Source organism: Citrobacter amalonaticus, from assembly GCF_037053465.1.
Lineage (GTDB): Bacteria > Pseudomonadota > Gammaproteobacteria > Enterobacterales > Enterobacteriaceae > Citrobacter_A > Citrobacter_A amalonaticus_H.
Genome location: NZ_JBALIF010000002.1, coordinates 174,872 through 200,879, shown reverse-complemented (window position 1 = coordinate 200,879; position 26,008 = coordinate 174,872). Strand labels below are relative to the sequence as shown.

29 protein-coding genes are annotated in these 26,008 nt (G+C 52.9%); 17 read left to right on the top strand and 12 right to left on the bottom strand.

Features of this window, described 5'->3' with window-relative positions; genetic code table 11:
• Positions 1–42: 42 nt before the first annotated feature.
• The gene (locus tag WB371_RS03750) at positions 43–855 is read right to left on the bottom strand and encodes a Cof-type HAD-IIB family hydrolase (protein ID WP_336218781.1); all 813 of its coding nucleotides are present in this window, start codon (positions 853–855) and stop codon (positions 43–45) included.
• Complete coding sequence (locus WB371_RS03745) at positions 856–2,064, bottom strand: MFS transporter (protein ID WP_336218780.1); 1,209 nt, start codon at positions 2,062–2,064, stop codon at positions 856–858. It lies immediately after the preceding gene.
• Positions 2,065–2,147: 83 nt separating this feature from the next.
• Here WB371_RS03745 and WB371_RS03740 point away from each other — a divergent pair, with 83 nt between their 5' ends.
• Positions 2,148–2,684, top strand: a complete 537-nt coding sequence (locus WB371_RS03740; protein WP_336218779.1) for a TetR/AcrR family transcriptional regulator — start codon at positions 2,148–2,150, stop codon at positions 2,682–2,684.
• Between the two features lie 198 nt (positions 2,685–2,882).
• Here the strand turns inward: WB371_RS03740 and WB371_RS03735 are convergent, their stop codons facing one another.
• Positions 2,883–4,568, bottom strand: coding sequence for an aspartate:alanine antiporter (locus WB371_RS03735; protein WP_336218778.1), 1,686 nt, complete (start codon positions 4,566–4,568; stop codon positions 2,883–2,885).
• 268 nt (positions 4,569–4,836) lie between these two features.
• Here WB371_RS03735 and WB371_RS03730 point away from each other — a divergent pair, with 268 nt between their 5' ends.
• Positions 4,837–5,214 (top strand): inner membrane protein YbjM, encoded by a 378-nt coding sequence (locus WB371_RS03730; RefSeq protein ID WP_336218777.1) that lies wholly within the window; start codon positions 4,837–4,839, stop codon positions 5,212–5,214.
• A 39-nt stretch (positions 5,215–5,253) separates the two neighbouring features.
• Here the strand turns inward: WB371_RS03730 and WB371_RS03725 are convergent, their stop codons facing one another.
• Complete coding sequence (locus WB371_RS03725; protein ID WP_336218776.1) at positions 5,254–5,517, bottom strand: GrxA family glutaredoxin; 264 nt, start codon at positions 5,515–5,517, stop codon at positions 5,254–5,256.
• Between the two features lie 172 nt (positions 5,518–5,689).
• On the opposite strand from WB371_RS03725, the gene WB371_RS03720 reads away from it, so the two are divergent.
• The 12 genes from WB371_RS03720 to WB371_RS03665 all read left to right on the top strand — a co-directional run bounded on the left by WB371_RS03720 (position 5,690) and on the right by WB371_RS03665 (position 16,707).
• A complete protein-coding gene (locus WB371_RS03720) occupies positions 5,690–5,977 on the top strand; it encodes a DUF1418 family protein (protein WP_336218775.1) in 288 nt (95 codons plus the stop codon).
• Entirely contained in the window at positions 5,961–6,683 is a 723-nt protein-coding gene (nfsA, locus tag WB371_RS03715; RefSeq protein WP_336218774.1) for a nitroreductase NfsA, read from the top strand. The genes WB371_RS03720 and nfsA overlap by 17 nt, the downstream gene beginning before the upstream one ends.
• Positions 6,684–6,743: 60 nt before the next feature.
• Complete coding sequence (gene rimK / locus WB371_RS03710) at positions 6,744–7,646, top strand: 30S ribosomal protein S6--L-glutamate ligase (protein WP_336218773.1); 903 nt, start codon at positions 6,744–6,746, stop codon at positions 7,644–7,646.
• A 97-nt stretch (positions 7,647–7,743) separates the two neighbouring features.
• Positions 7,744–8,220: a YbjN domain-containing protein gene (locus tag WB371_RS03705; RefSeq protein WP_336218772.1), complete on the top strand. Its 477-nt coding sequence runs from the start codon at positions 7,744–7,746 to the stop codon at positions 8,218–8,220.
• Positions 8,221–8,605: 385 nt separating this feature from the next.
• Complete coding sequence (gene potF / locus WB371_RS03700; RefSeq protein ID WP_336218771.1) at positions 8,606–9,718, top strand: spermidine/putrescine ABC transporter substrate-binding protein PotF; 1,113 nt, start codon at positions 8,606–8,608, stop codon at positions 9,716–9,718.
• Between the two features lie 96 nt (positions 9,719–9,814).
• Positions 9,815–10,948: a putrescine ABC transporter ATP-binding subunit PotG gene (gene potG, locus WB371_RS03695; RefSeq protein WP_336218770.1), complete on the top strand. Its 1,134-nt coding sequence runs from the start codon at positions 9,815–9,817 to the stop codon at positions 10,946–10,948.
• 9 nt (positions 10,949–10,957) lie between these two features.
• Positions 10,958–11,911, top strand: a complete 954-nt coding sequence (gene potH, locus WB371_RS03690; RefSeq protein WP_336218769.1) for a putrescine ABC transporter permease PotH — start codon at positions 10,958–10,960, stop codon at positions 11,909–11,911.
• Entirely contained in the window at positions 11,908–12,753 is an 846-nt protein-coding gene (gene potI / locus WB371_RS03685) for a putrescine ABC transporter permease PotI (RefSeq protein WP_336218768.1), read from the top strand. Before potH ends, potI begins: the two co-directional genes overlap by 4 nt.
• A gap of 76 nt (positions 12,754–12,829) precedes the next feature.
• On the top strand, positions 12,830–13,303 hold the full coding sequence (locus tag WB371_RS03680) for a YbjO family protein (RefSeq protein ID WP_336218767.1): 474 nt from the start codon (positions 12,830–12,832) through the stop codon (positions 13,301–13,303).
• Positions 13,304–13,343: 40 nt separating this feature from the next.
• Positions 13,344–14,471, top strand: coding sequence for a 23S rRNA (uracil(747)-C(5))-methyltransferase RlmC (rlmC, locus tag WB371_RS03675; RefSeq protein WP_336218766.1), 1,128 nt, complete (start codon positions 13,344–13,346; stop codon positions 14,469–14,471).
• Positions 14,472–14,543: 72 nt separating this feature from the next.
• Entirely contained in the window at positions 14,544–15,251 is a 708-nt protein-coding gene (locus tag WB371_RS03670) for a response regulator transcription factor (protein ID WP_336218765.1), read from the top strand.
• Positions 15,238–16,707 carry a sensor histidine kinase gene (locus WB371_RS03665; RefSeq protein ID WP_336218764.1) on the top strand — a complete coding sequence of 490 codons (1,470 nt, stop codon included), beginning with the start codon at positions 15,238–15,240 and terminating at the stop codon, positions 16,705–16,707. Before WB371_RS03670 ends, WB371_RS03665 begins: the two co-directional genes overlap by 14 nt.
• 85 nt (positions 16,708–16,792) lie before the next feature.
• Here the strand turns inward: WB371_RS03665 and artJ are convergent, their stop codons facing one another.
• The 6 genes from artJ to WB371_RS03635 form a co-directional block, all read right to left on the bottom strand.
• A complete protein-coding gene (artJ, locus tag WB371_RS03660; RefSeq protein ID WP_336218763.1) occupies positions 16,793–17,524 on the bottom strand; it encodes an arginine ABC transporter substrate-binding protein ArtJ in 732 nt (243 codons plus the stop codon).
• Between the two features lie 170 nt (positions 17,525–17,694).
• On the bottom strand, positions 17,695–18,363 hold the full coding sequence (artM, locus tag WB371_RS03655; protein ID WP_336218762.1) for an arginine ABC transporter permease ArtM: 669 nt from the start codon (positions 18,361–18,363) through the stop codon (positions 17,695–17,697).
• Complete coding sequence (artQ, locus tag WB371_RS03650) at positions 18,363–19,079, bottom strand: arginine ABC transporter permease ArtQ (protein ID WP_336218761.1); 717 nt, start codon at positions 19,077–19,079, stop codon at positions 18,363–18,365. Before artQ ends, artM begins: the two co-directional genes overlap by 1 nt.
• A gap of 6 nt (positions 19,080–19,085) precedes the next feature.
• Complete coding sequence (gene artI / locus WB371_RS03645) at positions 19,086–19,817, bottom strand: arginine ABC transporter substrate-binding protein ArtI (RefSeq protein WP_336218760.1); 732 nt, start codon at positions 19,815–19,817, stop codon at positions 19,086–19,088.
• 16 nt (positions 19,818–19,833) lie between these two features.
• Positions 19,834–20,562 (bottom strand): arginine ABC transporter ATP-binding protein ArtP, encoded by a 729-nt coding sequence (gene artP / locus WB371_RS03640; protein ID WP_336218759.1) that lies wholly within the window; start codon positions 20,560–20,562, stop codon positions 19,834–19,836.
• Between the two features lie 229 nt (positions 20,563–20,791).
• Complete coding sequence (locus tag WB371_RS03635) at positions 20,792–21,307, bottom strand: lipoprotein (protein ID WP_336218758.1); 516 nt, start codon at positions 21,305–21,307, stop codon at positions 20,792–20,794.
• 236 nt (positions 21,308–21,543) lie between these two features.
• Here WB371_RS03635 and WB371_RS03630 point away from each other — a divergent pair, with 236 nt between their 5' ends.
• From WB371_RS03630 to WB371_RS03620, 3 genes are all read left to right on the top strand, one after another.
• Positions 21,544–21,867, top strand: a complete 324-nt coding sequence (locus WB371_RS03630) for a heavy metal-binding domain-containing protein (protein ID WP_042320310.1) — start codon at positions 21,544–21,546, stop codon at positions 21,865–21,867.
• Positions 21,864–22,694, top strand: coding sequence for an N-acetylmuramoyl-L-alanine amidase (locus WB371_RS03625; protein WP_336218757.1), 831 nt, complete (start codon positions 21,864–21,866; stop codon positions 22,692–22,694). Before WB371_RS03630 ends, WB371_RS03625 begins: the two co-directional genes overlap by 4 nt.
• Before the next feature lie 262 nt (positions 22,695–22,956).
• Positions 22,957–23,580 (top strand): helix-turn-helix domain-containing protein, encoded by a 624-nt coding sequence (locus tag WB371_RS03620; protein WP_336218756.1) that lies wholly within the window; start codon positions 22,957–22,959, stop codon positions 23,578–23,580.
• 19 nt (positions 23,581–23,599) lie between these two features.
• Here WB371_RS03620 and WB371_RS03615 read toward each other — a convergent pair whose 3' ends face one another.
• Both WB371_RS03615 and WB371_RS03610 read right to left on the bottom strand, forming a co-directional pair.
• Positions 23,600–24,217, bottom strand: a complete 618-nt coding sequence (locus WB371_RS03615; protein ID WP_336218755.1) for a hypothetical protein — start codon at positions 24,215–24,217, stop codon at positions 23,600–23,602.
• Positions 24,217–25,794, bottom strand: a complete 1,578-nt coding sequence (locus WB371_RS03610; RefSeq protein WP_336218754.1) for an ExeA family protein — start codon at positions 25,792–25,794, stop codon at positions 24,217–24,219. The genes WB371_RS03615 and WB371_RS03610 overlap by 1 nt, the downstream gene beginning before the upstream one ends.
• Positions 25,795–26,008 lie beyond the last annotated feature (214 nt).

Genomic DNA, 26,008 nt, shown 5'->3' with positions numbered 1-26,008 from the left:
TCAGGTCTGCGGTAATCCGCAGACCTGACAGGCGAAGCGCTATCAGGCAAAAGGCGCTTCGTTTTTTAACACGCTGTCAATGACGTCCAGAACACCTTCCTGGTTATTCGAGCCCGCGCGGTATTTTGCCGCTTTCGCCACGACCTCTGACGCATTTTCCATGGCAAAACTGAAACCTGCCTGGCGCAGCATTTCAATATCATTGCCGCCATCGCCAAACGTCACCACTTCGCTATCATCAATGCCCCAACGCTGTTGAAGCAGACGCAGACCGTTCGCTTTATGTACGCCCGGAATGATCAGGTCAATGCTGCCGTAGCCGGTGTGTACGGGCACCATGATATCGCCGATGGCGTCATGGAGCGTGCGCTGGATTTCCGGGATCCGATCGTCAGAGATATTCAGACCAAATTTAAAAAACACGTCATTGATATTGTAGAAATCATCTACAAATTCAAGGCGATGGTAGTACATGCCCGCGATAGCTTTCATTTCGTCGTTATACGTTTTCAGGGTATAGGCGCTGTTTTTACCGCAGACGACGATCTCAACATCGGTACGACTCAATAAGTGATCGACAATCGTGGTGAAATCCGATTTTGCTAAATCGCCATTGAAAATATCCTGGCCTTCGCTCACCACCCAGCCGCCGTTTTCGGCGACGAAGGAGATTTCATGCGCGATCTCAGGAAAGAAGGAGATGAGCTGGTAATACTGGTTGCCGCTGGCAACCGCAAAACGTATGCCCTGCGCTTTCATTTGCTGATATTGCGCCAGAAAACGGTCGCGATTATAGGTCTTCTGATCGCTCAGAAAGGTGCCATCCATATCGACTGCAATTAACTTAATCCCCATCTATCCCTTCTCCATCGCAGTTTGCGTCATTGAATTTGGTTTAGCGACCGCTCTGGCGACAACGGCGGCCAGCAGGACCAGCGCCAGCACCACCAGCATGGCGCTACGTAAGCCGTAATGCTCGCCAAGATAACCCAGCAGCGGCGGGCCCACGAGGAAGGCCAGATAGCCGGTGGTCGCCACCACGCTGACTCGCGTTGGCGCGTCCGGTCCGGTATCGCTGGCGGCAGAAATTGTTAACGGGAAGCCGAGTGAGGCGCCCAGTCCCCACAGTACGACGGAGACACCGGCTATCCAGGCGCTGTCGACAAAAATGATCAGACCGATACCGAGCGCGCCCATCAGTGCGCTGGCGCGCACGACCGCCACGCGGCTGTAGCGATCGATAAACCAGCCACCGGTAAAGCGTCCCACGGTCATCCCAAGCGTAAAGCCTGCGTAAATCAGCGAACCGGATGTCGGGCTGAACCCATGACCGTCCACCATCAGCAGCGGCAACCAGTCGTTGGCGGATCCTTCGGCGAACGCCATCGCCAGCACCACAACGCCAATGAGCAGCAGCTGAGCATCACGCCAGAAGGGAACGCCTTTCTCTTCGCTGTGCGAACCGTCGGTGGCGTTTTTTCCCGTACCGTCGGGAATCGCTTTAATCGCAATAAAAATCGGGACAATGGCAACGAGGCTGGCCAGCACAATGTGGGTGGTTGCGGCAACGCCAAAGGCGGTCAGGGCCATTCCCACGCCCGCGCCGGCCAGTGTGCCGAAGCTGTAAAAGCCGTGCATCATCGGTAGCACGGTCTTATTCATCTCGCGTTCTACCGTTGCGCCTTCAATATTGATTGCTACTTCTGCAGAGCCAAAGCTGGCACCGAAGATACCTAACCCCAGTGCAAACAGGACCGGTGAGGTCAGCCATAGCGCCAGACTTAGCACCAGCATTCCTCCAACCGCGCAGGACATCGTGGTGCGGATCACTTTGCGGGTGCCAAATCGTTTTACCAGCCAGGCCGAACAGAGGATGCCGCTCATCGAACCAATCGAGAGCCCGAACAGCACTGCCCCCATCTCCGCCGTCGAGACAGACAACGTGTCGCGGATCGCTGGCGTACGCGTAGCCCAGGAGGCCATAAGCAGGCCGGGCAAAAAGAAGAACATAAAAAGCGCCCAGGTCCGGCGCTGCAGGGCTTTGCGTGAAGAGATGGCAGTCATAGTTCCCGTCGACAGAAATGAGAAGAAGACAACATTAACAAGCTTGTGTACATTTGTACATAAATCGGTTGAGAGGAATAAAAGTGCGACGGGCTAATGATCCGCAGCGACGAGATAAAATCGTTGCGGCGACGCTGAAAGCAGTAAAAGAGCATGGCATTCATGCGGTGACGCATCGAAAAATCGCCACTATTGCTGGTGTGCCGCTGGGGTCGCTGACCTACTACTTTTCCGGCATTGACGAGCTGTTGATGGAGGCGTTCACGCAGTTTACGCAAGTGATGTCTGTTCAGTATCAGGCTTTTTTTCATGACGTTGAGGATGAAGAAGGGGCATGTCGCGCCATCACCGAGATGATTTACAGTTCTCAGGTCACCACGCCAGATAATATGGAGCTGATGTACCAGCTTTATGCCTTTGCCAGTCGTAAACCCGCGTTAAAAATAGTGATGCAAAACTGGATGCAGCGGAGCCAGCAGGCCCTCGTCCAGTGGTTTTCGCCGGATACAGCGCGGGCGCTGGATGCGTTTATCGAAGGGATGACGCTGCACTATGTGACCGATCGTACGCCAATGGCGCGCGAAGAGATTCTGCTGATGGTCAAACGTATCGCCGGGTAAAAGACAGCGATGTTGTGGGGATGTGACAGGAATTTCAGGCAACAAAAAACCCATCAACCTTGAACCAAAACGGCGGGGTTGATGGGCTCCACAAATTGGGGACATCAAAGAAAAGCAGTGGCAATAGTTATGACTGACACCTTGAGGAAAAGTTCTGCGTATCTACAAAAAATTTTCACTTAAGGGGCAACTTCAGTTTTATCCTAAGCCAGGCCAGATGATGATAATGAGTGTCCCCGCCAGCGTTAGCAGGACGTTGGCAATCGCGTAGGTTCCGGCATAGCCAAGCGCCGGGATGTTGCTTCGTGCAGTATCGCTGATGATTTCCATCGCCGGTGCGCAGGTTCGCGCGCCCATTATGGCACCAAACAGCAGGGCGCGGTTCATGCCCAACACATAGGCACCGAACAGGAAGCAGATAATGACCGGGACGAGACTCACAATCAGTCCGGCAATCAGCATTTGGCCCCCAATCGCCCCCAGACCATTGCCGATTCCGCTACCGGCACTTAACCCCACACCCGCCATAAAGACCATCAGGCCGAACTCTTTCACCATATTCAGCGCACCCTGCGGGATATAGCCAAATGTCGGATGGTTGGCGCGCAGGAAGCCAAGCATGATCCCGGCAAACAGCAGCCCGGCTGCGTTTCCGATACCGAAGCTAAACGAACTGAACTGGAAGGTGATCATGCCGATCATCAGGCCGATAATAAAGAATGCACAGAAGGCCAGCAGATCGGTGACCTGGCTGTGAATCGAAATAAAGCCGATCCGATCCGCGATAGTTTTCACGCGGCGCGCATCGCCGCTAACCTGCAATACGTCGCCTTTATTCAGGACCACGTTGTCATCGATCGGCATTTCAATTTGCGAACGAATCACGCGGTTCAGGAAGCAGCCATGATCGGTGAGCTTTAGTTGGGCGAGACGGCGTCCCACCGCATTGTGGTTTTTCACCACGATCTCTTCCGTAACGATGCGCATGTCGAGCAAATCGCGGTCGAAGACTTCTTTCCCGTTACGGAAACTCGGGTCGAGACGCGCATGGGCATCCGGATAGCCGACGAGGGCAATTTCATCGCCCATCTGCAACACGGCATCGCCATCCGGGTTCGCCAGAATCCCGTTACGACGAATGCGTTCGATGTAGCAGCCCGTGGCGCGATAAATGCCAAGTTCGCGCAGATTCTTCCCGTCCGTCCAGGCGACCAGTTCAGGGCCGACGCGGTAGGCGCGAATCACCGGCAGATAAACTTTTCGGTTTGTATCGGTATCCAGCCCACGCTCACGGGCTATCTGCTGGGCGCTGGTTTGCAGATCCTGGTGCTGGAGTTTAGGCAGGTAGCGCGCGCCAACGATCAGACTGACCAGACCGATCAGGTAGGTCAGGGCATAACCGAGACTCAGGTTGTCCAGCGCCCGGGAAAGTTGTGCACTCTCCATACCGAAGTGTCGCAGCGTATCGCCCGCGCCAACCAGTACCGGGGTGGAGGTCATTGAGCCCGCCAGCATACCGGCCGTCAGGCCGATGTCCCAGCCAAACAGCTTACCCAGACCTAAGGCGATCAGCAGGGCGCTGCCGACCATTACCAGTGCCAGCATCAGGTAATTTTTCCCATCGCGAAAAAATATGGAAAAAAAGTTAGGCCCTGCTTCAACGCCGACGCAAAAAATAAACAGCATGAAACCGAGATTCAGTGCATCAGTGTTAATACTGAAATGTTGCTGGCCTAATAATAGGGAGACCACTAAAACGCCAATGGAATTACCCAGTTGGACGGATCCCAGACGTAATTTGCCGAGACACAGACCGAGAGCCAGTACAACAAATAATAACAGGATGTAATTCCCATTTAACAAATCGGCGACGTTTATATTCACGGAGACTAACTTCTTGTTTACGAGTAAGCTGTTGAAAGAAATGGTAATTTAGGCTACTGTTTTTGCCAGAAATATACGGTGATTGTGGCATATTCACACCCCGAATATAAGCAGCACAACAATATATCGGACTAGTTTAATCTCATTACGTATCAACGGCTATAAGAATCGTGTTGGCGTATTTTGGTATGGAATGCTGAACGGCTTTATCGGACTGGACGCCACTGGCGAAAAGTGTGTTTGATAGAGACAGTGTCAGGAGAAACGATTGAAATATAAACATGGTTGGGCAGGCGCGATCTGTTGCTTTGTGCTCTTTGTGGTCGTCTGTCTTTTTCTGAAAATGCACATGAGGGGCGCATTTCGGGCTGCCGGGTATCCTGAAATTGGGCTGCTGTTTTTTGCGCTTCCAGGTGCGGTTGCCAGCTTTTTTTCTCACCGCCGGGAGGTCATCAGGCCTCTCTTCGGTGCGATGCTTGCCGCCCCCTTTTGTTTACTGTTCATGCGCGTTTTCTTTACACCGACCCGTTCACTGTGGCAGGAGTTGGCGTGGTTATTCAGCGCCGTGTTCTGGTGTTCCCTGGGGGCCTTGTGCTTCTTGTTCATCAGTAGTCTGATCAAGCCCAGAGCGGATAAACAACAATAACGCCCTCGTCAGAGGGCGTTTTATCATGACTCATCGCCATCAGGCGAACAGATCCAGATTCTCTTTCGCCCAGGCTTCAAAATCGGTGCAACCGCCGATGTGTTTTTGATCAACAAAAATCTGCGGCACGGTCTCAACCGGTTTACCCACGGTTTTTTCCAGATCGGCTTTGGTGATGCCTTCCGCGTGAATGTCGATGTAGCGATAGTTGAAATCTTCACGCTCATTGCTCAGCTTCTCAGCCAGTTCTTTTGCGCGTACGCAGTAAGGGCAACCCGGGCGACCAAAAATAACGGTGAACATTGTCGTTTCTCTCCTCGAACTCAAAGCCTGACGGCGAATGGCTGTTATGATGACGCTAATTGTTGCTCTTGAACAGTAGGTTGCACCTTTTACTTCGATACATTTAGTCTATATCTGTTAAACACATGAACGCCGAACGCTTTACACTGTGTCTCGCAAAGGAGGGTTTCCTGTGCGTAAAATTGGCGCGTTACCGAAAAGTGTCTTGATTCTGGAAATGGCAGGCATGGTGCTGCTGGCGCTGGCTTTACTGTCGCTGAATGACTCTCTTACACTTCCGGCGCCGTTTAATACGCCGTTAGCGGTGATTGTCATGCTGTTTCTGGGCGTTCTGCTGATGATCCCGGCGGCGGTGGCGCTCATCTGGCAAATTGCGCGACGACTGGCGCCACAGTTGTTGAAACCCTCGACCGATTCTTCCCGTTCAGACAGAGAAAAACATAATGACTCCAACCATTGATCTGCTACGTAGCCACCGTTCGATTCGTCATTTTACCAATCAGCCGATTTCCCGCGAGCAGCGGGAGGCGATTCTGGCGGCGGCACAGGCGACCTCCAGCTCCAGTTTTTTACAGTGCACATCGATTATTCGGATTACCGATCCGACGCTTCGCGACGCCCTGGTGCCGTTAACGGGAGGACAACAACATGTCGCTCAGGCCGCTGAATTTTGGGTATTTTGCGCGGATTTCAATCGTCATTTGCAAATCTGTCCTGAAGCGCAGTTGGGTCTCGCTGAACAGTTGTTGCTGGGCGTCGTGGATACGGCCATGATGGCGCAAAATGCGCTAACCGCAGCGGAATCGCTGGGGCTGGGCGGCGTATATATTGGCGGTCTGCGCAACAATATTGAGTCTGTCACTGAACTGCTGAAACTGCCAAAGCACGTCCTACCCCTGTTCGGCTTGTGTCTTGGTTGGCCTGCGGATAACCCGGATCTGAAACCGCGCCTGCCTGCGGCGATTGTGATGCACGAAAATCACTATCAGCCCCTCGACAAACAGGCGCTGGCCGATTACGACGAACAGCTTGCACAATATTATCTCACGCGTGGCAGCAATACCCGCCGTGACACCTGGAGCGATCATATTCGTCGCACCCTGATTAAAGAGAATCGCCCCTTTATCCTGGAATATTTGCACAAACAGGGATGGGCCACGCGCTAAAAATGCTGCCGCTGTGTATGATACACAGGATTTTGATCGGGTTATTCAGAGAGGTGCAGGGTGAAAATTGCCATATTATCCCGGGATGGAACGCTCTACTCGTGTAAACGGCTGCGTGAAGCGGCGATGAAGCGTGGTCACCTGGTGGAAATACTCGATCCGCTTTCCTGTTATATGAACATCAATCCGGCGGCGTCGTCCATTCACTATAAAGGGCGCAAGCTACCGCATTTCGATGCGGTTATTCCGCGCATTGGTTCCGCAATCACCTTTTACGGCACGGCGGCCTTACGTCAGTTTGAGATGCTGGGCAGCTATCCGCTGAATGAATCTGTCGCCATTACCCGTGCCCGCGATAAGTTGCGTTCGCTGCAACTGTTGGCGCGTCAGGGGATCGATCTGCCCATTACGGGAATTGCGCACTCGCCGGATGATACCAGCGATCTCATCGACATGGTGGGCGGCGCGCCGCTGGTGGTCAAACTGGTGGAAGGGACGCAAGGAATTGGTGTCGTACTGGCGGAAACCCGTCAGGCGGCGGAGAGTGTCGTGGATGCGTTCCGGGGCCTGAACGCCCATATTCTGGTGCAGGAATATATTAAAGAAGCTAAGGGACGGGACATTCGCTGCCTGGTGGTGGGCGACGAAGTGGTCGCCGCCATTGAGCGCCGTGCGAAGGACGGTGATTTTCGTTCCAATCTCCATCGTGGTGGTGTGGCATGCATTGCGAATATCACCCCCCGTGAACGCAAGATTGCGGTGAAAGCCGCGCAGACGTTGGGGCTTGATGTCGCGGGAGTCGATATTTTGCGTGCCGATCGTGGCCCGCTGGTGATGGAAGTGAATGCTTCTCCGGGTCTTGAAGGCGTTGAAAAAACCACTGGAATAGACATCGCCGGGCGGATGATCCAGTGGATCGAACGACACGCGACGGCTGAATTTTGCCTAAAAACAGGTGGCTAGGCTGAATATCGATGATGATCGTGGCATGGCGACCACTTTTTGCGTAAGCTGTGCCGGTATTTTTTTCATCGTAAATCGTAAGAGGTAGCACATTATTATGACAGTTCTGGTCGTTCCCACTCTGGATACGTTGCGGCAATGGCTCGACGACCTTGGCATGAATTTTTTTGAATGTGATACCTGTCAGGCGCTGCATCTTCCTCATATGCAAAACTTTGACGGCATTTACGATGCAAAATTAGATCTCGTTGATAATACGCTACTGTTTTCCGCGATGGCGGAAGTCAGACCGTCCGCATTACTGCCACTGGCGGCAGATCTGTCGGCCATCAATGCCAGTTCCCTTACCGTAAAAGCCTTTCTGGATATGCAGGATGATAATTTGCCAAAGCTGGTGGTTTGCCAGTCTTTATCCGCTATGCAAGGGGTGACATACGAGCAATTTGAATGGTTTGTACGCCAGAGTGAAGAGCAGATTTCGATGGTCATTCTTGAAGCGGGCGCGCATCAGATGTTGTTTACCGCTGAAGACGACGCGCAAAAAAGCACCGTTGAGAACCATTTTCTTCACTGATATCTGGTGAAGCCTGCACACATGCCACCAGAAGTATGACGCGTACAGCGCAGTCGCTGCCAGAGCGGTCGCAGTTTGCGCGTTATTATTCTGCTTTTAACCTTTCTTTAAAGAATTTTTCACCTCCTTTCCTGCCGTTTCGCTTTATCACATAGACATAAATTGCATAAAAAATTGATAAAAGGCGTTTTTTAATCTGGGCTATAGCCTGAATCTCTGGCTAAAGTTATTCTTGCGAAGCTTAAACATAGCGAGCAATAACGGCCGGGAGAGCGTCGACTCTTCCTTGTTTTTGCCTTGTGACAAACTATGCACGTTTCTTGCATGGCATTAAGTGCAACTTTTTTGGTTCGTTTGTTAACGAACTTTGATAAGGAAAGAGATTATGACCGCCTTAAATAAAAAATGGCTATCGGGTCTGGTTGCGGGTGCTCTGATGGCCGTCTCTGCCGGCGCGCTCGCTGCGGAACAAAAAACTCTGCATATCTATAACTGGTCTGATTATATCGCACCGGACACGGTGGCGAATTTTGAAAAAGAGACCGGTATCAAAGTGGTCTATGACGTCTTTGACTCCAATGAAGTGCTGGAAGGTAAACTCATGGCGGGGAGCACGGGTTTTGATCTGGTGGTGCCTTCTGCCAGTTTCCTCGAACGGCAACTGACGGCGGGCGTTTTCCAGCCGCTGGATAAGAGCAAACTGCCGGGCTGGAAAAACCTCGATCCCGAACTGCTGAAACTGGTCGCTAAACACGATCCGGACAATAAATTTGCCATGCCCTACATGTGGGCCACCACTGGTATTGGCTATAACGTCGATAAAGTGAAAGCGGTGCTTGGCGCGGATGCGCCAGTCAACAGTTGGGATCTAGTGCTGAAACCGGAAAATCTCGAAAAGTTGAAGAGCTGTGGCGTTTCATTCCTTGATGCGCCGGAAGAGGTGTTTGCCACCGTGCTGAACTATCTGGGTAAAGACCCGAACAGCACCAAAGCGGACGACTATACGGGACCGGCGACCGATCTGCTGCTCAAACTGCGCCCGAATATTCGCTATTTCCACTCTTCGCAGTACATCAACGATCTGGCGAATGGTGACACCTGTGTGGCCATTGGCTGGGCGGGGGATGTCTGGCAGGCGGCGAACCGTGCGAAAGAGGCGAAGAATGGCGTCAATATCTCCTTCTCCATTCCGAAGGAAGGGGCGATGGCGTTCTTTGATGTCTTCGCAATGCCCGCAGATGCGAAAAATAAAGAAGAGGCCTATCAGTTCCTCAACTACCTGCTGCGCCCGGACGTGATTGCGCATATCTCTGACCACGTCTTCTACGCGAATGCCAACAAAGAGGCGACGGCGCTGGTGAATCCTGAGGTACGTGATAATCCGGGAATTTATCCGCCAGCCGACGTGCGCGCGAAAATGTTTACCCTGAAAGTTCAGGATCCGAAGATTGACCGGGTGCGTACCCGCGCCTGGACGAAGGTGAAGAGCGGTAAATAATCCGCCGCAGATGCGCCGGGTACGCCTTGTGCGGCCCGGCGATACGCACCGTTTGGGTGCGTTTGCACCCTGTTTGTTTCTGCCGGAGAGCACCCCGTGAATGATGCCACCCCACGCCCGCAGGCGAAAACCCGTAAAGCGCTGACGCCGCTTCTTGAAATCCGCAATTTAACCAAATCCTTCGACGGCCAGCATGCCGTAGATGACGTGAGTCTGACGATATATAAAGGCGAAATTTTTGCCCTGCTGGGCGCATCGGGCTGTGGGAAATCTACGCTGCTGCGCATGCTGGCAGGTTTTGAACAACCCACCGCCGGTCAAATCATGCTCGACGGCGTGGACCTGTCTCAGGTTCCGCCCTATCTGCGTCCGGTCAATATGATGTTTCAGTCCTACGCGCTGTTTCCCCATATGACGGTGGAGCAGAACATCGCTTTTGGCCTGAAGCAGGACAAGCTACCGAAAGCAGAAATTGCCAGCCGCGTCGAAGAGATGCTGGGGCTGGTGCATATGCAGGAGTTCGCCAAACGCAAACCGCATCAGCTTTCCGGCGGCCAGCGTCAGCGCGTGGCTCTGGCGCGAAGCCTGGCAAAACGCCCCAAATTACTGTTACTCGACGAGCCGATGGGGGCGCTGGATAAAAAGCTGCGTGACCGTATGCAGCTTGAAGTGGTCGACATCCTTGAGCGTGTTGGCGTGACCTGCGTGATGGTGACACACGATCAGGAAGAGGCGATGACCATGGCCGGACGTATTGCCATTATGAACCGTGGCAAATTCGTCCAGATTGGTGAGCCGGAAGAGATTTATGAGCATCCAACAACCCGTTACAGCGCGGAGTTTATCGGTTCGGTTAACATCTTCGAAGGGCAACTGAAAGAGCGGCAGGATGACGGGTTGGTTATCTGGTCGCCGGGGCTGGTGCATCCGCTGAAAGTGGATGCGGATGCGTCGGTAGTGGACAACGTGCCGGTGCATGTCGCACTGCGCCCGGAGAAGATCATGCTGTGCGACGAGCCGCCTGCGGACGGTTTTAACTTCGCCGTCGGGGAAGTGGTACACATTGCTTATCTTGGCGATCTCTCCATCTACCACATTCGCCTGAAGAGCGGACAGATGATTAGCGCGCAGTTGCAAAATGCTCACCGTTATCGCAAGGGGTTGCCTACCTGGGGCGATGAGGTGCGTCTGTGCTGGGACGCAGACAGCTGTGTGGTGTTGACGGTTTAAGGAGTAAAGATGAGCACACTTGAACCTCCTGCACGCGTGGAAAAAACCGGTGGCATTGCGCTCTGGTTAGCTCGCTTACAGATGAAACACGGGCGCAAACTGGTGATTGCGCTGCCTTTTGTCTGGCTTATCCTGCTGTTTCTGCTGCCTTTCCTGATTGTGTTTAAAATCAGTCTGGCGGAGATGGCGCGGGCGATCCCACCGTACACAGAACTGATGGCGTGGGCTGACGGACAACTGTCGATTACGCTTAACCTCGGCAACTTCCTGCAATTGACCGACGATCCGCTCTATTTCGATGCTTATCTGCAGTCATTACAGGTGGCCGCGATTTCAACGCTTTGTTGTCTGCTGCTGGGATATCCGCTGGCCTGGGCGGTGGCGCACAGCAAATCGTCAACGCGGAATATTCTGTTATTGCTGGTGATCCTGCCCTCCTGGACTTCGTTTCTGATCCGCGTGTATGCATGGATGGGCATTCTGAAAAATAACGGCGTGCTGAATAACTTTCTGCTGTGGCTCGGCGTAATCGATCAGCCGTTAACCATTCTGCACACCAATCTGGCGGTCTATATCGGCATTGTGTATGCCTATCTGCCGTTTATGGTGTTGCCGATTTATACCGCGCTGACGCGGATTGACTACTCGCTGGTGGAGGCCTCGCTGGATTTAGGCGCGCGCCCGTTGAAAACGTTCTTTAGCGTTATCGTGCCGTTGACTAAAGGCGGGATTATTGCGGGTTCCATGCTGGTGTTTATTCCGGCGGTGGGCGAGTTTGTGATCCCGGAGTTGTTGGGCGGCCCGGACAGCATCATGATTGGTCGCGTTCTGTGGCAGGAGTTCTTTAACAATCGCGACTGGCCGGTGGCTTCAGCGGTGGCCATCATCATGCTGCTGCTGTTGATCGTACCGATCATGTGGTTCCACAAACATCAGCAGAAAAGCGGAGGGGTACACGGATGAACAACTTACCGGTAATTCGTTCCCCCTGGCGTATTGTGATCCTGGTGCTCGGGTTTACTTTTCTCTATGCGCCAATGCTGATGCTGGTCATCTACTCGTTTAACAGTTCAAAACTGGTGACAGTGTGGGCAGGCTGGTCAACGCGCTGGTACGGGGAACTGTTCCATGACAGTGCGATGATGAGCGCAGTGGGGCTGAGTCTGACCATCGCCGCCTGTGCGGCAACCATGGCGGCGATACTCGGCACAATTGCTGCGGTAGTGATGGTGCGCTTTGGCCGTTTTCGCGGCTCAAACGGTTTTGCGTTTATGATCACCGCGCCGTTGGTGATGCCGGATGTGATCACCGGACTCTCTTTGCTGCTGCTGTTCGTGGCGCTCGGACACGCCATCGGCTGGCCGTCAGATCGCGGAATGCTGACCATTTGGCTGGCCCATGTGACCTTCTGTACGGCGTATGTCGCCGTGGTGATTTCGTCGCGCCTGCGTGAACTGGATCGTTCCATTGAAGAAGCCGCGATGGATTTAGGGGCGACGCCGCTGAAGGTGTTTTTTGTGATTACGCTGCCGATGATTATGCCGGCGGTGATCTCCGGCTGGCTGCTGGCGTTCACGCTGTCGCTCGACGATCTGGTGATTGCCAGCTTTGTCTCCGGTCCAGGGGCGACAACCTTACCCATGCTGGTCTTCTCCAGTGTGCGGATGGGGGTTAACCCGGAAATCAACGCCCTGGCGACGTTGATCCTCGGCGTGGTTGGTGTTGTCGGATTTATCGCCTGGTATCTCATGGCGCGCACGGAAAAACAGCGGATCCGCGATATCCAGCGTGCAAGACGCGACTGAAGACACTAAAATCTGCGAATCTGGCTGTACGTCACCGTGCATATCGCGCGGTGACGATTTCATGGAAGACTAATCGTTGGGATTTTTTAAAAAATCATCCTCATCACATGCCCGTCTGAACGTCCCTGCGCTGGTGCAGGTGGCGGCGCTCGCCATTATCATGATCCGCGGCCTTGATCTGCTGATGATCTTGAATACGCTCGGCGTGCGGGGAATAGGGGAGTTTATTCATCGCAGTGTCCAGACCTGGAGTTTGACGCTGGTTTTTCTGGGCAGTCTGATACTGGTCTTTATCGAAATCTGGTGTGCGTTTTCACTGGTCAAGGGGCGTAACTGGGCGCGATGGGTCTATTTGCTGACGCAGGTGATCGCCTCTGGTTACCTTTGGGCGGCTTCGCTCGGCTATGGCTATCCGGAGTTGTTCAGTATTGCGGGCGAATCAAAGCGCGAAATTCTGCGTGCGCTGGTGATGCAAAAACTGCCGGATATGCTGGTACTGTCTTTACTGTTCGTCCCCGCAGCCAGCCGTCGCTTCTTCCGTTTACAATAATGTGTATAATCCTCGCCCCTGTTCAGATAAAGGTTTCCTTATGCAGTGCGCACTCTATGACGCCGGTCGCTGTCGTTCCTGTCAGTGGATAAAAGAGTCTGTCGGCGAACAGCTCTCAGCCAAAACCGCCGACCTTAACACGCTGCTTGCCGGTTTGCCGGTAGGGGAGTGGTGCGCACCTGTCAGTGGTCCGGAACAGGCATTTCGCAATAAAGCGAAAATGGTCGTCAGCGGCAGTGTGGAAAAACCGTTGCTGGGGATGCTGCACCGCGACGGCACGCCGGAAGATCTGTGTGACTGCCCGCTCTATCCCGCCTCGTTTGCGCCGGTATTTGCAGCCCTCAAACCCTTTATTGCCCGCGCCGGGTTAACGCCTTACAACGTGGCGCGTAAACGCGGAGAGCTTAAGTATATTCTGCTAACGGAAAGTCAGTCTGATGGCGGCATGATGCTGCGCTTTGTCCTGCGATCCGAAACCAAGCTGGCGCAGTTACGCGCCGCGTTGCCATGGCTACAGGAACAACTGCCGCAACTGAAGGTTGTCAGCGTGAATCTCCAGCCGGTGCATATGGCGATTATGGAAGGAGAGACGGAAATCTTTCTGACCGAACAGCAGGCGCTGGCGGAGCGTTTTAACGATGTGCCGCTGTGGATCCGCCCACAGAGTTTCTTTCAGACCAATCCGGCGGTGGCCAGTCAGTTGTATGCCACGGCGCGCGACTGGGTGCGACAGCTACCGGTTCAACACATGTGGGATCTGTTTTGTGGCGTCGGCGGCTTTGGCCTTCACTGCGCGACACCACAAATGCAACTGACCGGCATAGAAATTGCGCCAGAAGCGATTGCCTGCGCCAGACAGTCTGCTGCGGCGCTGGGCTTAACGAACCTGCATTTTCAGGCGCTGGACTCCACGCAGTTTGCTACTGAACAAGGCGCCGTCCCGGATCTGGTGCTGGTGAACCCTCCGCGGCGAGGGATTGGTAAAGCGCTGTGCGACTATCTGAGCCAGATGGCGCCGGATTTCATCATCTATTCAAGCTGTAACGCGCAGACGATGGCGCAGGACATCGCCGCGTTGCCGGGCTATCGTATTGAACGGGTACAGCTTTTCGATATGTTCCCGCATACCGCGCATTATGAAGTGCTGACGCTCCTTGTTAAATCTTAAACAAAATGTGAACGTTTACCCCGTCCGAAATCAGGTAAGCTTAAGCCATAGCAATTAAAACAGGGCTTAGCCATGAAGCAGATCCTGCTGGTAGAAGACGACCACGATATCGCCGTACTTTTGCGTCTCAATTTAGAAGATGAGGGTTATATCATCACCCACGAACCCAACGGGGGCGCTGCGTTGCAACGCCTCGAATCTCAGTCGTGGGACGCGGTGATCCTCGACCTGATGCTTCCGGAGGTCGACGGGCTGGAGATTTGCCGCCGCATCCGTCAGATGACCCGTTACCTGCCCGTGATTATTATCAGCGCCCGTAGCAGCGAAACGGACCGAATTACCGGACTGGAAACCGGTGCTGATGATTACCTGGCGAAACCCTTCTCGGTACAGGAGCTCATTGCACGCATTAAGGCGTTGTTTCGTCGCCAGCAGGCGATGGGGCAAGCGCAATCTGTCGGGCAAATTCAGGCGCATGGACTGACGCTCGATCCGTTGTCCCGCTTGGTGCGTCTGCACGGGCAGGAGGTGGATCTTACCCCGCGCGAATTTGAGCTGCTCTATTTCTTTGCCTGCCATCCCGGTGAAGTTTTCTCTCGTCTGGCGCTGCTGGAGCAGGTCTGGGGATACCAGCATGAAGGTTACGAACACACCGTTAACACCCACATCAACCGCCTGCGCATCAAGATTGAAAAGGATGCGGCCGAGCCGGAGATCATTCGCACGGTCTGGGGGAAAGGCTACAAATTTGCGGAGCTGAATCACGATGCGCCGCTTTAGTCTCAGCCAGCGCCTGACCTTGCTGTTTATCCTGCTGCTGATGCTGTGCGCGACCGTTGCCTGCGTGGTACAGCTCTACAGCAGCATGCAGTATGGCAACGCGATGGTACAGCGACTGTCCGCCGGTCTGGCGCAACAGATTGTGCAGCGGGAAGCCATCCTCGATCCCAGGGGCAATGTTGATCGCAGCGCGTTGAAGCCACTGTTTGATCGCCTGATGACGTTTAACCCGAGCGTTGAGCTGTATGTTGTTTCCCCGGAAGGTGAACTCCTGGCTGATGCTGCGCCGCCTGGGCATATCCAGCGGCAGAAAATTGACATTGCGCCAGTACAAACGTTTCTTGGTGGCACAGTGATGCCGGTTTATGGCGACGATCCGCGAAGCATCGACCAACAAAAAGTGTTTAGCGTGACGCCATTACGTCAGGATGGGGCGCTCAAAGGGTATCTGTATATCATCCTGCAAGGCGAAGAGTCGAATGCGCTGGCGCAGGTGGCCTGGCATAACGCGCTCTGGAGTACAGCAATGTGGTCATTATTGCTGGTGGCGCTGTTTGGTTTGCTGGCGGGATTACTGGTCTGGTATTGGGTGACGCGTCCGGTGAAGCGCTTAACGCGCGAAGTCACCGGACTGGAAGCCGACAGCATCAACGCGATTAAGCAACTGGCGATGCAGCCGCTGGCGCCCGTCACCAGCGATGAGGTGGCGGTACTGAGAAATACCTTCATTGAGCTGGCGCGGAAAATCACCACGCAATGGCAGCAGCTTGCCGACAGCGACCGCCAGCGCCGGGAGTTTATTGCCAATATCTCGCATGACTTACGTACCCCGCTGACCTCATTGTTGGGCTACCTGGAAACGTTGTCGCTTAAATCAGCCCACCTCACGGCGCAAGAGCATCAGCAATATCTTTCAGTCGCCCTGCGCCAGGGGCAAAAAGTGAGGCACTTGTGTCAGCAACTATTTGAACTGGCTCGTCTCGAACATGGCGGTATACGGCCGCAATGTGAGCGCTTTGCGATGGGGGAGTTGATTTCCGATGTGGCGCAAAAATTTGAACTGGCTGCGCGAACGCGTGAGTTAAATCTGCATATTGATGTTCCGGGGCCGTTGCCGCAGGTTTTTGCCGATATGTCGATGATTGAGCGGGTTATCACCAATTTACTCGACAATGCCATTCGCCATACGCCACCGGGTGGGGAGATTCGCCTGGCGGTCTGGCAGGAGAACGATCAGATCCAGGTCGAAGTGGCGGATAATGGCTCGGGAGTGGATGAATCGCTGCGTGACGGGCTGTTTAAGCGTCCTTCGGCACTGAATACCCAGGCGTCACGGGAAAACCGTGGCGGGTTGGGGTTGTTGATCGTCAAACGGATGCTGGAACTGCACGGTGGTGGGATCACTCTGATGGATTCGGTGAGCGGGGCGAGGTTCAGATTTTTCGTGCCACTTTGAGAAATTGCCGGGTGGCGCTGCGCTTACCCGGCCTACAACCCCCCGCGTAGGCCGGGTAAGGCGAAGCCATCACCCGGCAAAAAAGTTATTGCGGGAACCACTGATCGCTGATTTTCTGGTAGGTTCCGTCGGCTTTGATCGCCGCCAGCGCGCTGTTTAACTTCTCCAGCAGCACTTTGTTATCCGGGCGAACGGCAATACCCAGGCCGGTTCCGAAGTACTGCGGGTCAGTGACTTTCTCAGTCGCCGGGCCCAGTTGCGGGTTGGTTTTCAGCCACTCATTCACCACGGCAGTATCGCCAAATACCCCATCAATACGGCCATTTTTCAGGTCGATAAATGCATTCTGATAGCTGTCATAGGCCACCGTTTTCACTTCCGGGTGTTTGTCCTGCAGATACTTCTGGTGGGTGGTGCCGTTTTCCATCCCGATGCGTTTGCCTTTCAGGTCGGCAAAGGTTTTATAGGTATCTTTCTTCGAAATCACCAGCGCCGAGTTGGCGTAATACGGGGTCGTGAACGCCACCTGTTTACTGCGCTCGGGGGTGATGTCCATCCCGGAAATCACCGCATCATATTTCTTGAACTTAAGCGCCGGGATCAGGCTGTCAAAGGCATGGTTGGTAAAAGTACATTCTGCCTGCATCTGTTTGCATAGCGCTTTGGCCAGATCGAGGTCGAAGCCGACGATTTGGTTATTCGCATCCATAGATTCAAACGGTGGATAGGTCGCAGAGACGCCAAAGCTGATTTTCTCAGCGGCAGAGGCGCCGACAGCGAAAGAGGCAAGTAATGCGGCCAGAACTAACTTTTTCATGATTGGACTCCCGTTATGATGAGGCGCCGTTTCTGCGGCATGGATTTACAATGCCAGCAATTGAATTTATATGCAATAATAATGAGTAAATATTTTTTATGATTGATAAAAAAGACGGACAGGTTAGAAACTTGTCCGTCATTGTGATTCTGATTTATGCAATAAAGTGCTTAGTTGCGCCGCTCAAAGGCCAGAGCTTTACGTTCAATCAGACGCATAATCAGCGTCAACAAGCCGTTGACGATGAGGTAAATGATCCCCGCCGCGCCGAATACCATCACATCATAGGTCCGGCCATACAGCAGTTGACTGTAACCCATCACTTCCATCAGCGTGATGGTATACGCCAGTGATGTACTCTTAAAGACCAGCACCACTTCGTTGGAATACGAAGAGAGCGCGCGTTTAAACGCGTAGGGCAGCAGGATAGCCAGCGTGTCTTTCTTGCTCATCCCGAGGGCGCCGCAGGACTGCCACTGGCCTTCCGGAATGGCGCGAATCGCCCCGTAGAATAGCTGTGTGGTGTAAGCCGCACTGTTGAGCGACAACGCAATCAATGCGCACAGCCACGGTTCAGACAGCAGATGCCACAGCACCGGATAGTCCTGCAACGACGGAAATTGTCCCGGCCCGTAGTAGATCAGGAAGATTTGTACCAGCAACGGAGTACCGGTAAACAGCGTGATATAACCGCGTACCAGCCAGACCACCACCGGGGTTTTCAGCGTCAGCACGATAGTAAAAATCAGCGCCATGATCAGGGCGACGACGATAGAGGCAACCGTCAGCGTCAGGCTGGTATGCAGCCCTTTCAGCAGTTCAGGTAAATACTCAAGCATCAGCCTGGTCTCCGCTCAAATCGTGTCGCGCGCAGGTCAATGCGTTTGAGAATGTACTGACTCACCAGCGTGATCACCAGGTAGATTGCCGCCGCGATGATGTACCAGTTAAACGGTTCCTGGGTTCGCGTGGCGATGCTCTTGGTTTGCAGCATCAGGTCGTTGACGCTGATGAGGCTCACCAGCGCGGTATCTTTCAGCAATACCAGCCACTGGTTACCCAGGCCGGGCAGCGCGTGTCGCCACATCTGCGGCATTACCAGACGAAAGAAGATGGCGGTCTTCGACAATCCCAGCGCCTGACCGGATTCCCACTGCCCCAGCGGTACCGCTTTTAGCGCGCCGCGCAGCGTTTGCGATGCATAGGCTGCATAAAGCAATGAAAGCGCCACGACACCGCACAGGAACGGGCTAACGTCGAAGTTTTCGATCTCCATCTGCACCGGGACCTGCACCACGCCCAGATTGATGGTAAAGCCGTCCGCGAGCGTCAGCAGAAGCTGGGAAGAGCCGAAATAGATAAACAGCACCACCAGAATTTCTGGCAGGCCGCGCAAAACGGTGACCAGCGCGGAACCCGCCCAGGCCACTGGACGCCATTTCACGGATTCCCAGACGGCAAACAGCATGGCTAACGCCAGTCCGAGGATCAGTGCGCAGACGGCAAGGCCGACGGTCATCCCGGCGGCGCTTGCAAGAGGAAAAAATTCGTTCATCAAGGCTTACTTCTGGAACCATTTGTTATAGATGGTTTCGTACGTCCCATCTTTCTTCACTTTTTCCAGCGCAGTGTTGAATTTCTGCTGCAGTTCCGTGTTGCCCTGGCGAACGGCGATGCCGAGACCGGTGCCGAAGTAATCTTTATCCGTCACTTTATCGCCCACCGGCGCCAGCTTCGGATTGTCTTTCAGCCATTCGGTAACCACTGCTGTGTCGCCAAACACACCGTCAATGCGGCCGTTTTGCAGATCCAGTTTCGCGTTCTGGTAGCTGTCATACGGCACGGTGGTGATTTCCGGGTGTTTGTCCATGATGAATTTCTGGTGCGTAGTCCCGTTCTGTACGCCGACTTTTTTGCCTTTCAACTGATCAACGCCAGTGAATTTACCTTTCTGTCCGATGAACAGCGCGGAGTTATCGTAGTAAGGCGTGGTAAACAGCACCTGCTTTTCACGCTCAGGGGTGATATCCATCCCGGCCATCACCGCGTCGAAGCGGCGGAATTTCAGGCTTGGGATCAGGCTGTCAAAGGCCTGGTTAGTAAAGGTACAGGTCGCGTCGATCTCTTTACACAGCGCATTGGCCAGATCGACATCGAAGCCGACAATCTTGTTATTAGCGTCCATTGATTCAAACGGAGGATAGGACGCTTCGGTCGCAAAACGAATGGTCTGGGCTGCTGTAGCGGAAAGGCTAAAGCCTGCGATTAGCGCGGCAATCAGAACTTTTTTCATTGTGTTGTCCCGAATCTTAGTGAGAAAGATAGTTTTTAAATGCTTCGGTCTGCGGGTCGGCAAAGCAACCCGCATTACCCTGCTCGACGATATGACCGTTTTCCATATACACAACGCGGCTGGCGGTTTTACGCGCCACTTCCACTTCGTGGGTGACGATCACCTGGGTAATTTTGGTTTCTGCCAGTTCTCGAATGATGCTAACGATTTGCGCGGTAATTTCTGGGTCCAGCGCGGCGGTAGGTTCATCAAACAGCAACACCTGCGGTTCCATCATCAGCGCACGGGCAATTGCCACACGCTGTTGCTGACCCCCGGAAAGATGTAACGGATAGCGATCGCTGTAAGGCTTAAGACGCAGGCGCTCCAGCAATTTTTCTGCGCGTGCTAACGCCTGGTCTTTCGATAAACCCAGCACGCGACAGGGCGCTTCGATCAGATTCTGTTGCACGGTGAGGTGCGGCCACAGATTGTACTGCTGAAAGACCATACCGACATTCTGTCGCAGGTCGCGAATCGCTTTATCTGACGGTGTTTTGCGGAAGTCAAAGTGGTTTCCCGCAATGGTGAGCGTACCGGAGCGCGGCATCTCAAGCAGATTGAGTACACGCAGCAGTGAGCTTTTACCGGCCCCGCTTGGGCCCAGCAACACCAGCGTTTCGCCCTGAGGGCAATCCAGCGTGATATCGAACAGCGCCTGATGCGCGCCGTAGAAGCAGTTAATGCCGTTTAATTGAATACTCATTGATACTCGTATACTGGCCGTCTGATAGCTATTGAAGCCGCAGATAGTACCTTCGACAGAATAGTTATGCAATATTTATGCTTTAAAAGTTAAATATAGCGCGCATTTCCCCTTAAACATAGCACAAAATAGCGAGGGCAAAAGCCGACAAGCACAATTGTCGGCATTCATGAATGAATGCCAGACAATTTACGGGAGGTACGATTTTTAGCGTGGTAAAGCGGAGCGATTAACGGTTTTCAACCGACTGACGAAGGGTACCTGCCGGTGCATGGACACTACCGCCCAGGTAACGCACATCATCAATCACCCAACACTGGCCTTCGCGGATCATCAACACTTCATCCTGCCAGCGTTGATCGCCCTGTTTTAGCGCCACGCGCAGCGGGATGTTGCGAGCATCACTGTTCGGAATGGTCGAGGCGCTGGCGACGCTGGCGCTGTCCGGTGGTGTTGTACGGCTGGAGAACGGATCGCTGCTCAATAACTGGCGATGCGCATTGTCACGGCTGGCATCGGAGAGCAGTTTCGCCAGATTGTCACTCAGGTAAGGACGCAGCGCGGTAATGTCATTGCTACGGTGCTGGATACGGTAGTCATAGAATTGTTGAGCCACACTGTCCGGGCCGCCATCCACACAGGTTCCCGCACGCGGCCCGTTATCTTTATAGACAGGCGTGACGGTGGTACAGGCGCTGAGCAGCAGCGCACAAGGGATGAGCAGGGAGAGTTTTGAATAGCGCATAGTGATTTCCTTATATACCCGTCATACTTCAAGTTGCATATGCGTTGGCTGCACTCGTTCACCCCAGTCACTTACTCATGTAAGCTCCTGGGGATTCACTCTCTTGCCGCCTTCCTGCAACTCGAATTATTTAGGGTATAAGCTTTTGCCATGAGTTTTCTACGATAATCAATTATATCCTTTCAATGATAGTGTATGGCGCTGATAATGTGCTGAATGTAACCAGGAGAGCCATCATGCAATTTTCGACAACCCCAACACTGGAAGGACAAAGCATCGTGGAATACTGCGGTGTAGTAACGGGTGAAGCCATTCTGGGCGCGAATATCTTCCGGGATTTTTTCGCCGGGATCCGCGATATCGTCGGCGGTCGTTCAGGCGCCTATGAAAAGGAGTTACGCAAAGCGCGCGAAATTGCCTTCGCAGAGCTGGGCGAGCAGGCGAAAGCGCTGGGCGCTGACGCGGTGGTCGGCATTGATATCGATTATGAAACCGTTGGCAAAGACAGCAGCATGCTGATGGTGAGCGTCAGCGGTACGGCGGTCAAAACGCGCCGATGAGAACATGGTGGTGGCTGGTCGCCCTGGCGCTGTTATTAACGGGATGCGCGGGTGAAAAAGGGATCATTGATAAACCGGGTTACCAGCTTGATACCCGTCATCAGGCGCAGGCGGCCTATCCGCGTATAAAAGTATTAGTGATTCACTATACGGCGGACGATTTCGATGCGTCGCTGGCGACGCTGACCGATAAAAACGTGAGCTCGCACTATCTGATCCCGGCAGTGCCGCCGTTACACGGTGGAAAACCCCGCATCTGGCAACTGGTGCCGGAACAGGAGCTGGCGTGGCACGCTGGCATCAGCTTCTGGCGCGGTGCGACGCGGATTAACGATACTTCGATTGGCATTGAACTGGAAAACCGCGGTTGGCAAAAATCGGCGGGTGAGAAGTATTTTGCCCCCTTTGAACCGACGCAAATTCAGGCGCTGATTCCGCTGGCGAAGGACATTATTGCCCGTTATGACATCAAACCGCAGAACGTGGTCGCCCATGCGGATATTGCCCCGCAGCGTAAAGATGACCCTGGTCCGTTGTTTCCCTGGCACATGCTGGCAGAGCAGGGGATAGGCGCATGGCCCGATCCGGCGCGAGTGGCGTTTTACCTGAACGGTAAACCGCGTTATGAGCCCATCGCGCCAGGCGTCTTGCTCGACCTGCTGGCACGCTATGGCTACGAAGTGACGGAAAGCATGACCACCACGCAGCAGAAACGTGTCATTACCGCCTTTCAAATGCATTTTCGCCCACAGCGCTGGGATGGCACAGCCGATCGCGAAACGCTGGCTATCGCTGAGGCGTTGTTAGAACGCTACGGACAGGGGTAATCCTCCGGATTCCCCGACGTTTTTTCCCTCAGTCCCGTTTTGGACTCCATTCAACTAACATTCACGATGTAAATGTCTTATAGTTTCCTCAGTCGAAATTACTCGCAAACGTGCTTGACAAGATGTCAGCATGATATAAATAAAAATGATATGTTCTAATTAACGTTTTATTTCTATTTTTCATTTTTAAATGGACTGCGCATTTATGCGCTGTGAATACACACGTTTACATTCTTCATTTAATATCTTAATGGGTATAGCTATGTTAAGCACTTACTGTAAAAATATTCGTCCGCAAGAAGAACTGAACGCAATTATTGCTGCTACTGAAGGTTATGAAGAAAAAACCTTACGTAAATGGCAGCGCATCAGTACAGAAAACAGTGAAGTTATTCATATTATCATTAGCGGTGAAGTTGAATTCCGCCGTGAGTCAGACGAACTGTGTATGTTCACCTTACAGAATAAATGTGTTTTCGGTTTGTCCTCAATTTATTATAACTCAACGCATATGTACGGGTTAGTTCGCTCAAATACTGTGGTGCGGACCATCCAAAAAGATGATTTTCTCCAACTGATGAGCGAAAAAAATCTGTGGGAAGCTTTGAGTAAAGTCCTCTCCTGGTACGTATGCCTGCTCAGCAAGCGTGATGAAGTGCTGGTCGCTCGCAGCGCTTACTCGATTGTTCGCGAGTTTTTGGTGGAAATCAACGAACTGATGGTGAACCATCAGCGTGATATCAATATTTACGACTATATCCAGGAATATACCAGCCTGGCACGTAGTACCATCATTAAAATACTCGCTGACCTGAAAAGAGGTAATTACATTCAGGTTGATAAAGGTCGTCTTCTGTATTTGTCCTCACTGCCGGAAAAATACTAATAGCTTTCATGCGCCCTTTTTAACTGAAAGGGCGATGACTATTTTGTATTGAATTGTTCGCCTGCGATCCTGCTGCGGTTTCATCCACAGGAGGCGCGGGCACTTTGCCTTGCGAATAATCTTTTTCCTGTTCTTTTAATGCCTGCATTAATAGTGCTTTAATCGCGCCATTATCTGCCGGTTGACCGGAATCCTCCTGTTTCGGCACAGAGACTTCATTCTCCTCGGTTCCCGGTAATGTATCCCGTGAAATATCGTGCGGCATTTGGGCATCCGGCGCCTGCTGCCAGTCAGCATCATCGTCATTAATTGGCATATCCTGCAGCGGCGGCATCGCTTTTTGCACCGGCTCGGGTTTCTGTTCTGGCTGCGGGAACGGTTTACTGATGTAAACGTAATGCATATCAGAAAGCTGTGTTTCCGGTTTAGCGGCAGCGGTTTTTACTGGTTCAGAAGCCGGATGGCGCAGATTCCAGTAAATATGGGCATAAAGCCCCGCGGCGATCATCATGATCATCCCCACAGCCCATAACAATGAGACACACATTATCTTTTTCAACGAGGGGCGCCGCCAGGAAAACCAGACCGGCTCGTTTAGCGTATAGCTGCGTTGAGCAGCCAAATTAATTGTCGACATTATGAATGTTTCTCTTGCGCGGTCGTGTTCACAGATGTATTTGCGGACTGAATAAGTACGCTGGGCGTGGTTTTGGTTTCACGCATTAACTGCATCAATGTATCTTCGCCCGCAATCCCGTCTACGTGCAGATTCATCTTCTGCTGGAATTCGCGTGTGCGTTGCATCATTTCTGCCGTCCACACCTGAGAGTGGGTTTGTGGAAGATTCAGCGCCAGGCTAAGTTGCTGATCCATCCAGCCCAGATCTTTGGCGCTGCTTTCAGCGCTAATGGCGTCTTTGCCTGTCGGCGTCAGGCGGTGTAACTGCGTATAATTTCCGGTCGCATGTTGGTTAAACCAATGACGACTTACCTGCCAGGTCCGGTTATTCATTAACAGGTCAAGCGTATCGTCCCCGACACGGGCAACCACCGCATAATTAAGATGATCGCCGGTTTTGAGTTCACTTATCCACGGATACCCTTCCTGGGACAGAGTTTCCAGCGGCGCATTGCCCTGCTTGCACATCAGATTCACTTTTGTCGCATTCTGGCACAGCGCATCTTCAGCGGAGGCGTCATAACCCCACATCACATATAGCTGATGCATTGCGCTGGGTTGGTTAACCATTTCGTTATCAATAACCGGAACGATTGGCTCCTGCGTCTTCGGCTGCGTGTGTTTCCAGCTTACCGGTACAGGCAGTTGAATCGGTAGTCTGGCGTTGATTGCAGAAGTCATATACCAGCCACAGGCGGCGAAGAGTACTGACGCAAATAATCCCACGGTTGCCAGGCGCTTACCGTGTTTTTTCGCGGGCAGACTCTCGCTGGCTGCGAGGCGTAAATGGCGCGCGCCAACAGACGGGGCGCGTTCTGTCCAGGCCGCAAGCATCGACAGATGGGCCAGCTCGTTAAATTTGCTGATATCCCCTTTCGTCAATGCGTGCATTTTGCGCACGCGAGCCGGTGTTAATGGCGAGTTTTCGCAACCCTGATCATCACACTGGCTCTGCACATAGCTCAGCATTTCACGGCAGGTCAGGGAACGCACCAGATGGTGTGTATGAACATACCCCTGAAGACCGGACTGTTGCAGCAATACCGCTTCCTGATCGGCGGAGCCCATCAGTACTATCGATAAGGAAAAATCCATTTCTTGCGCGCGGCTCAGTAACATACCCAGCACGTCACGGCAGTTATCTTTCATTGCCTGCATGTGGGAAATCACCAGCACTTTGTGCTTCTCTTTGCCCGAAGCCGACGCCTCCAGCCACAGGTTTAGCACGGCATCAACCGCCTGAATGCGGTTTTTACTCTCTTTACTTCCTGGATTGAGCTTGTACAGCAGGCTACTGGCACTCAGTTTCGGAAACGCATTAAGAGTAATGACATCACGGTTGGTCGTTTTCAGCGCGTCGCTAAACTGGCAAAGCAACGGCGCGTCGTTACTAAAGAGTCCTGTAATTCCGGTCTGCCGGGTTTTCTCCTTCAGCAGGTTAAAAATATCCTGATGATAAGGCACAAAAAAATCGCCCGCGGCTCGGGTGACTTTTCTGAAAGGCAGATTGTTAAAATTAAAATGGCTCTTATACATATCGACTTACCGTCTCTTTACTGGATTAGCACTGGGACGAAAAGGTAAGGCAAGTTAGAGGATGGATCAATTTGCACACTGAGTAAAAATATCCTGTCAACTTTTCCAGTCATGAGAACTTTCTTATGTCAATCTTTTTCTTTATTAAAGTTAATGGCAAAGCTGATGGTTGGTTTTGCAGCAGAACATTATTATTTGCCACCTGTATTGGCGC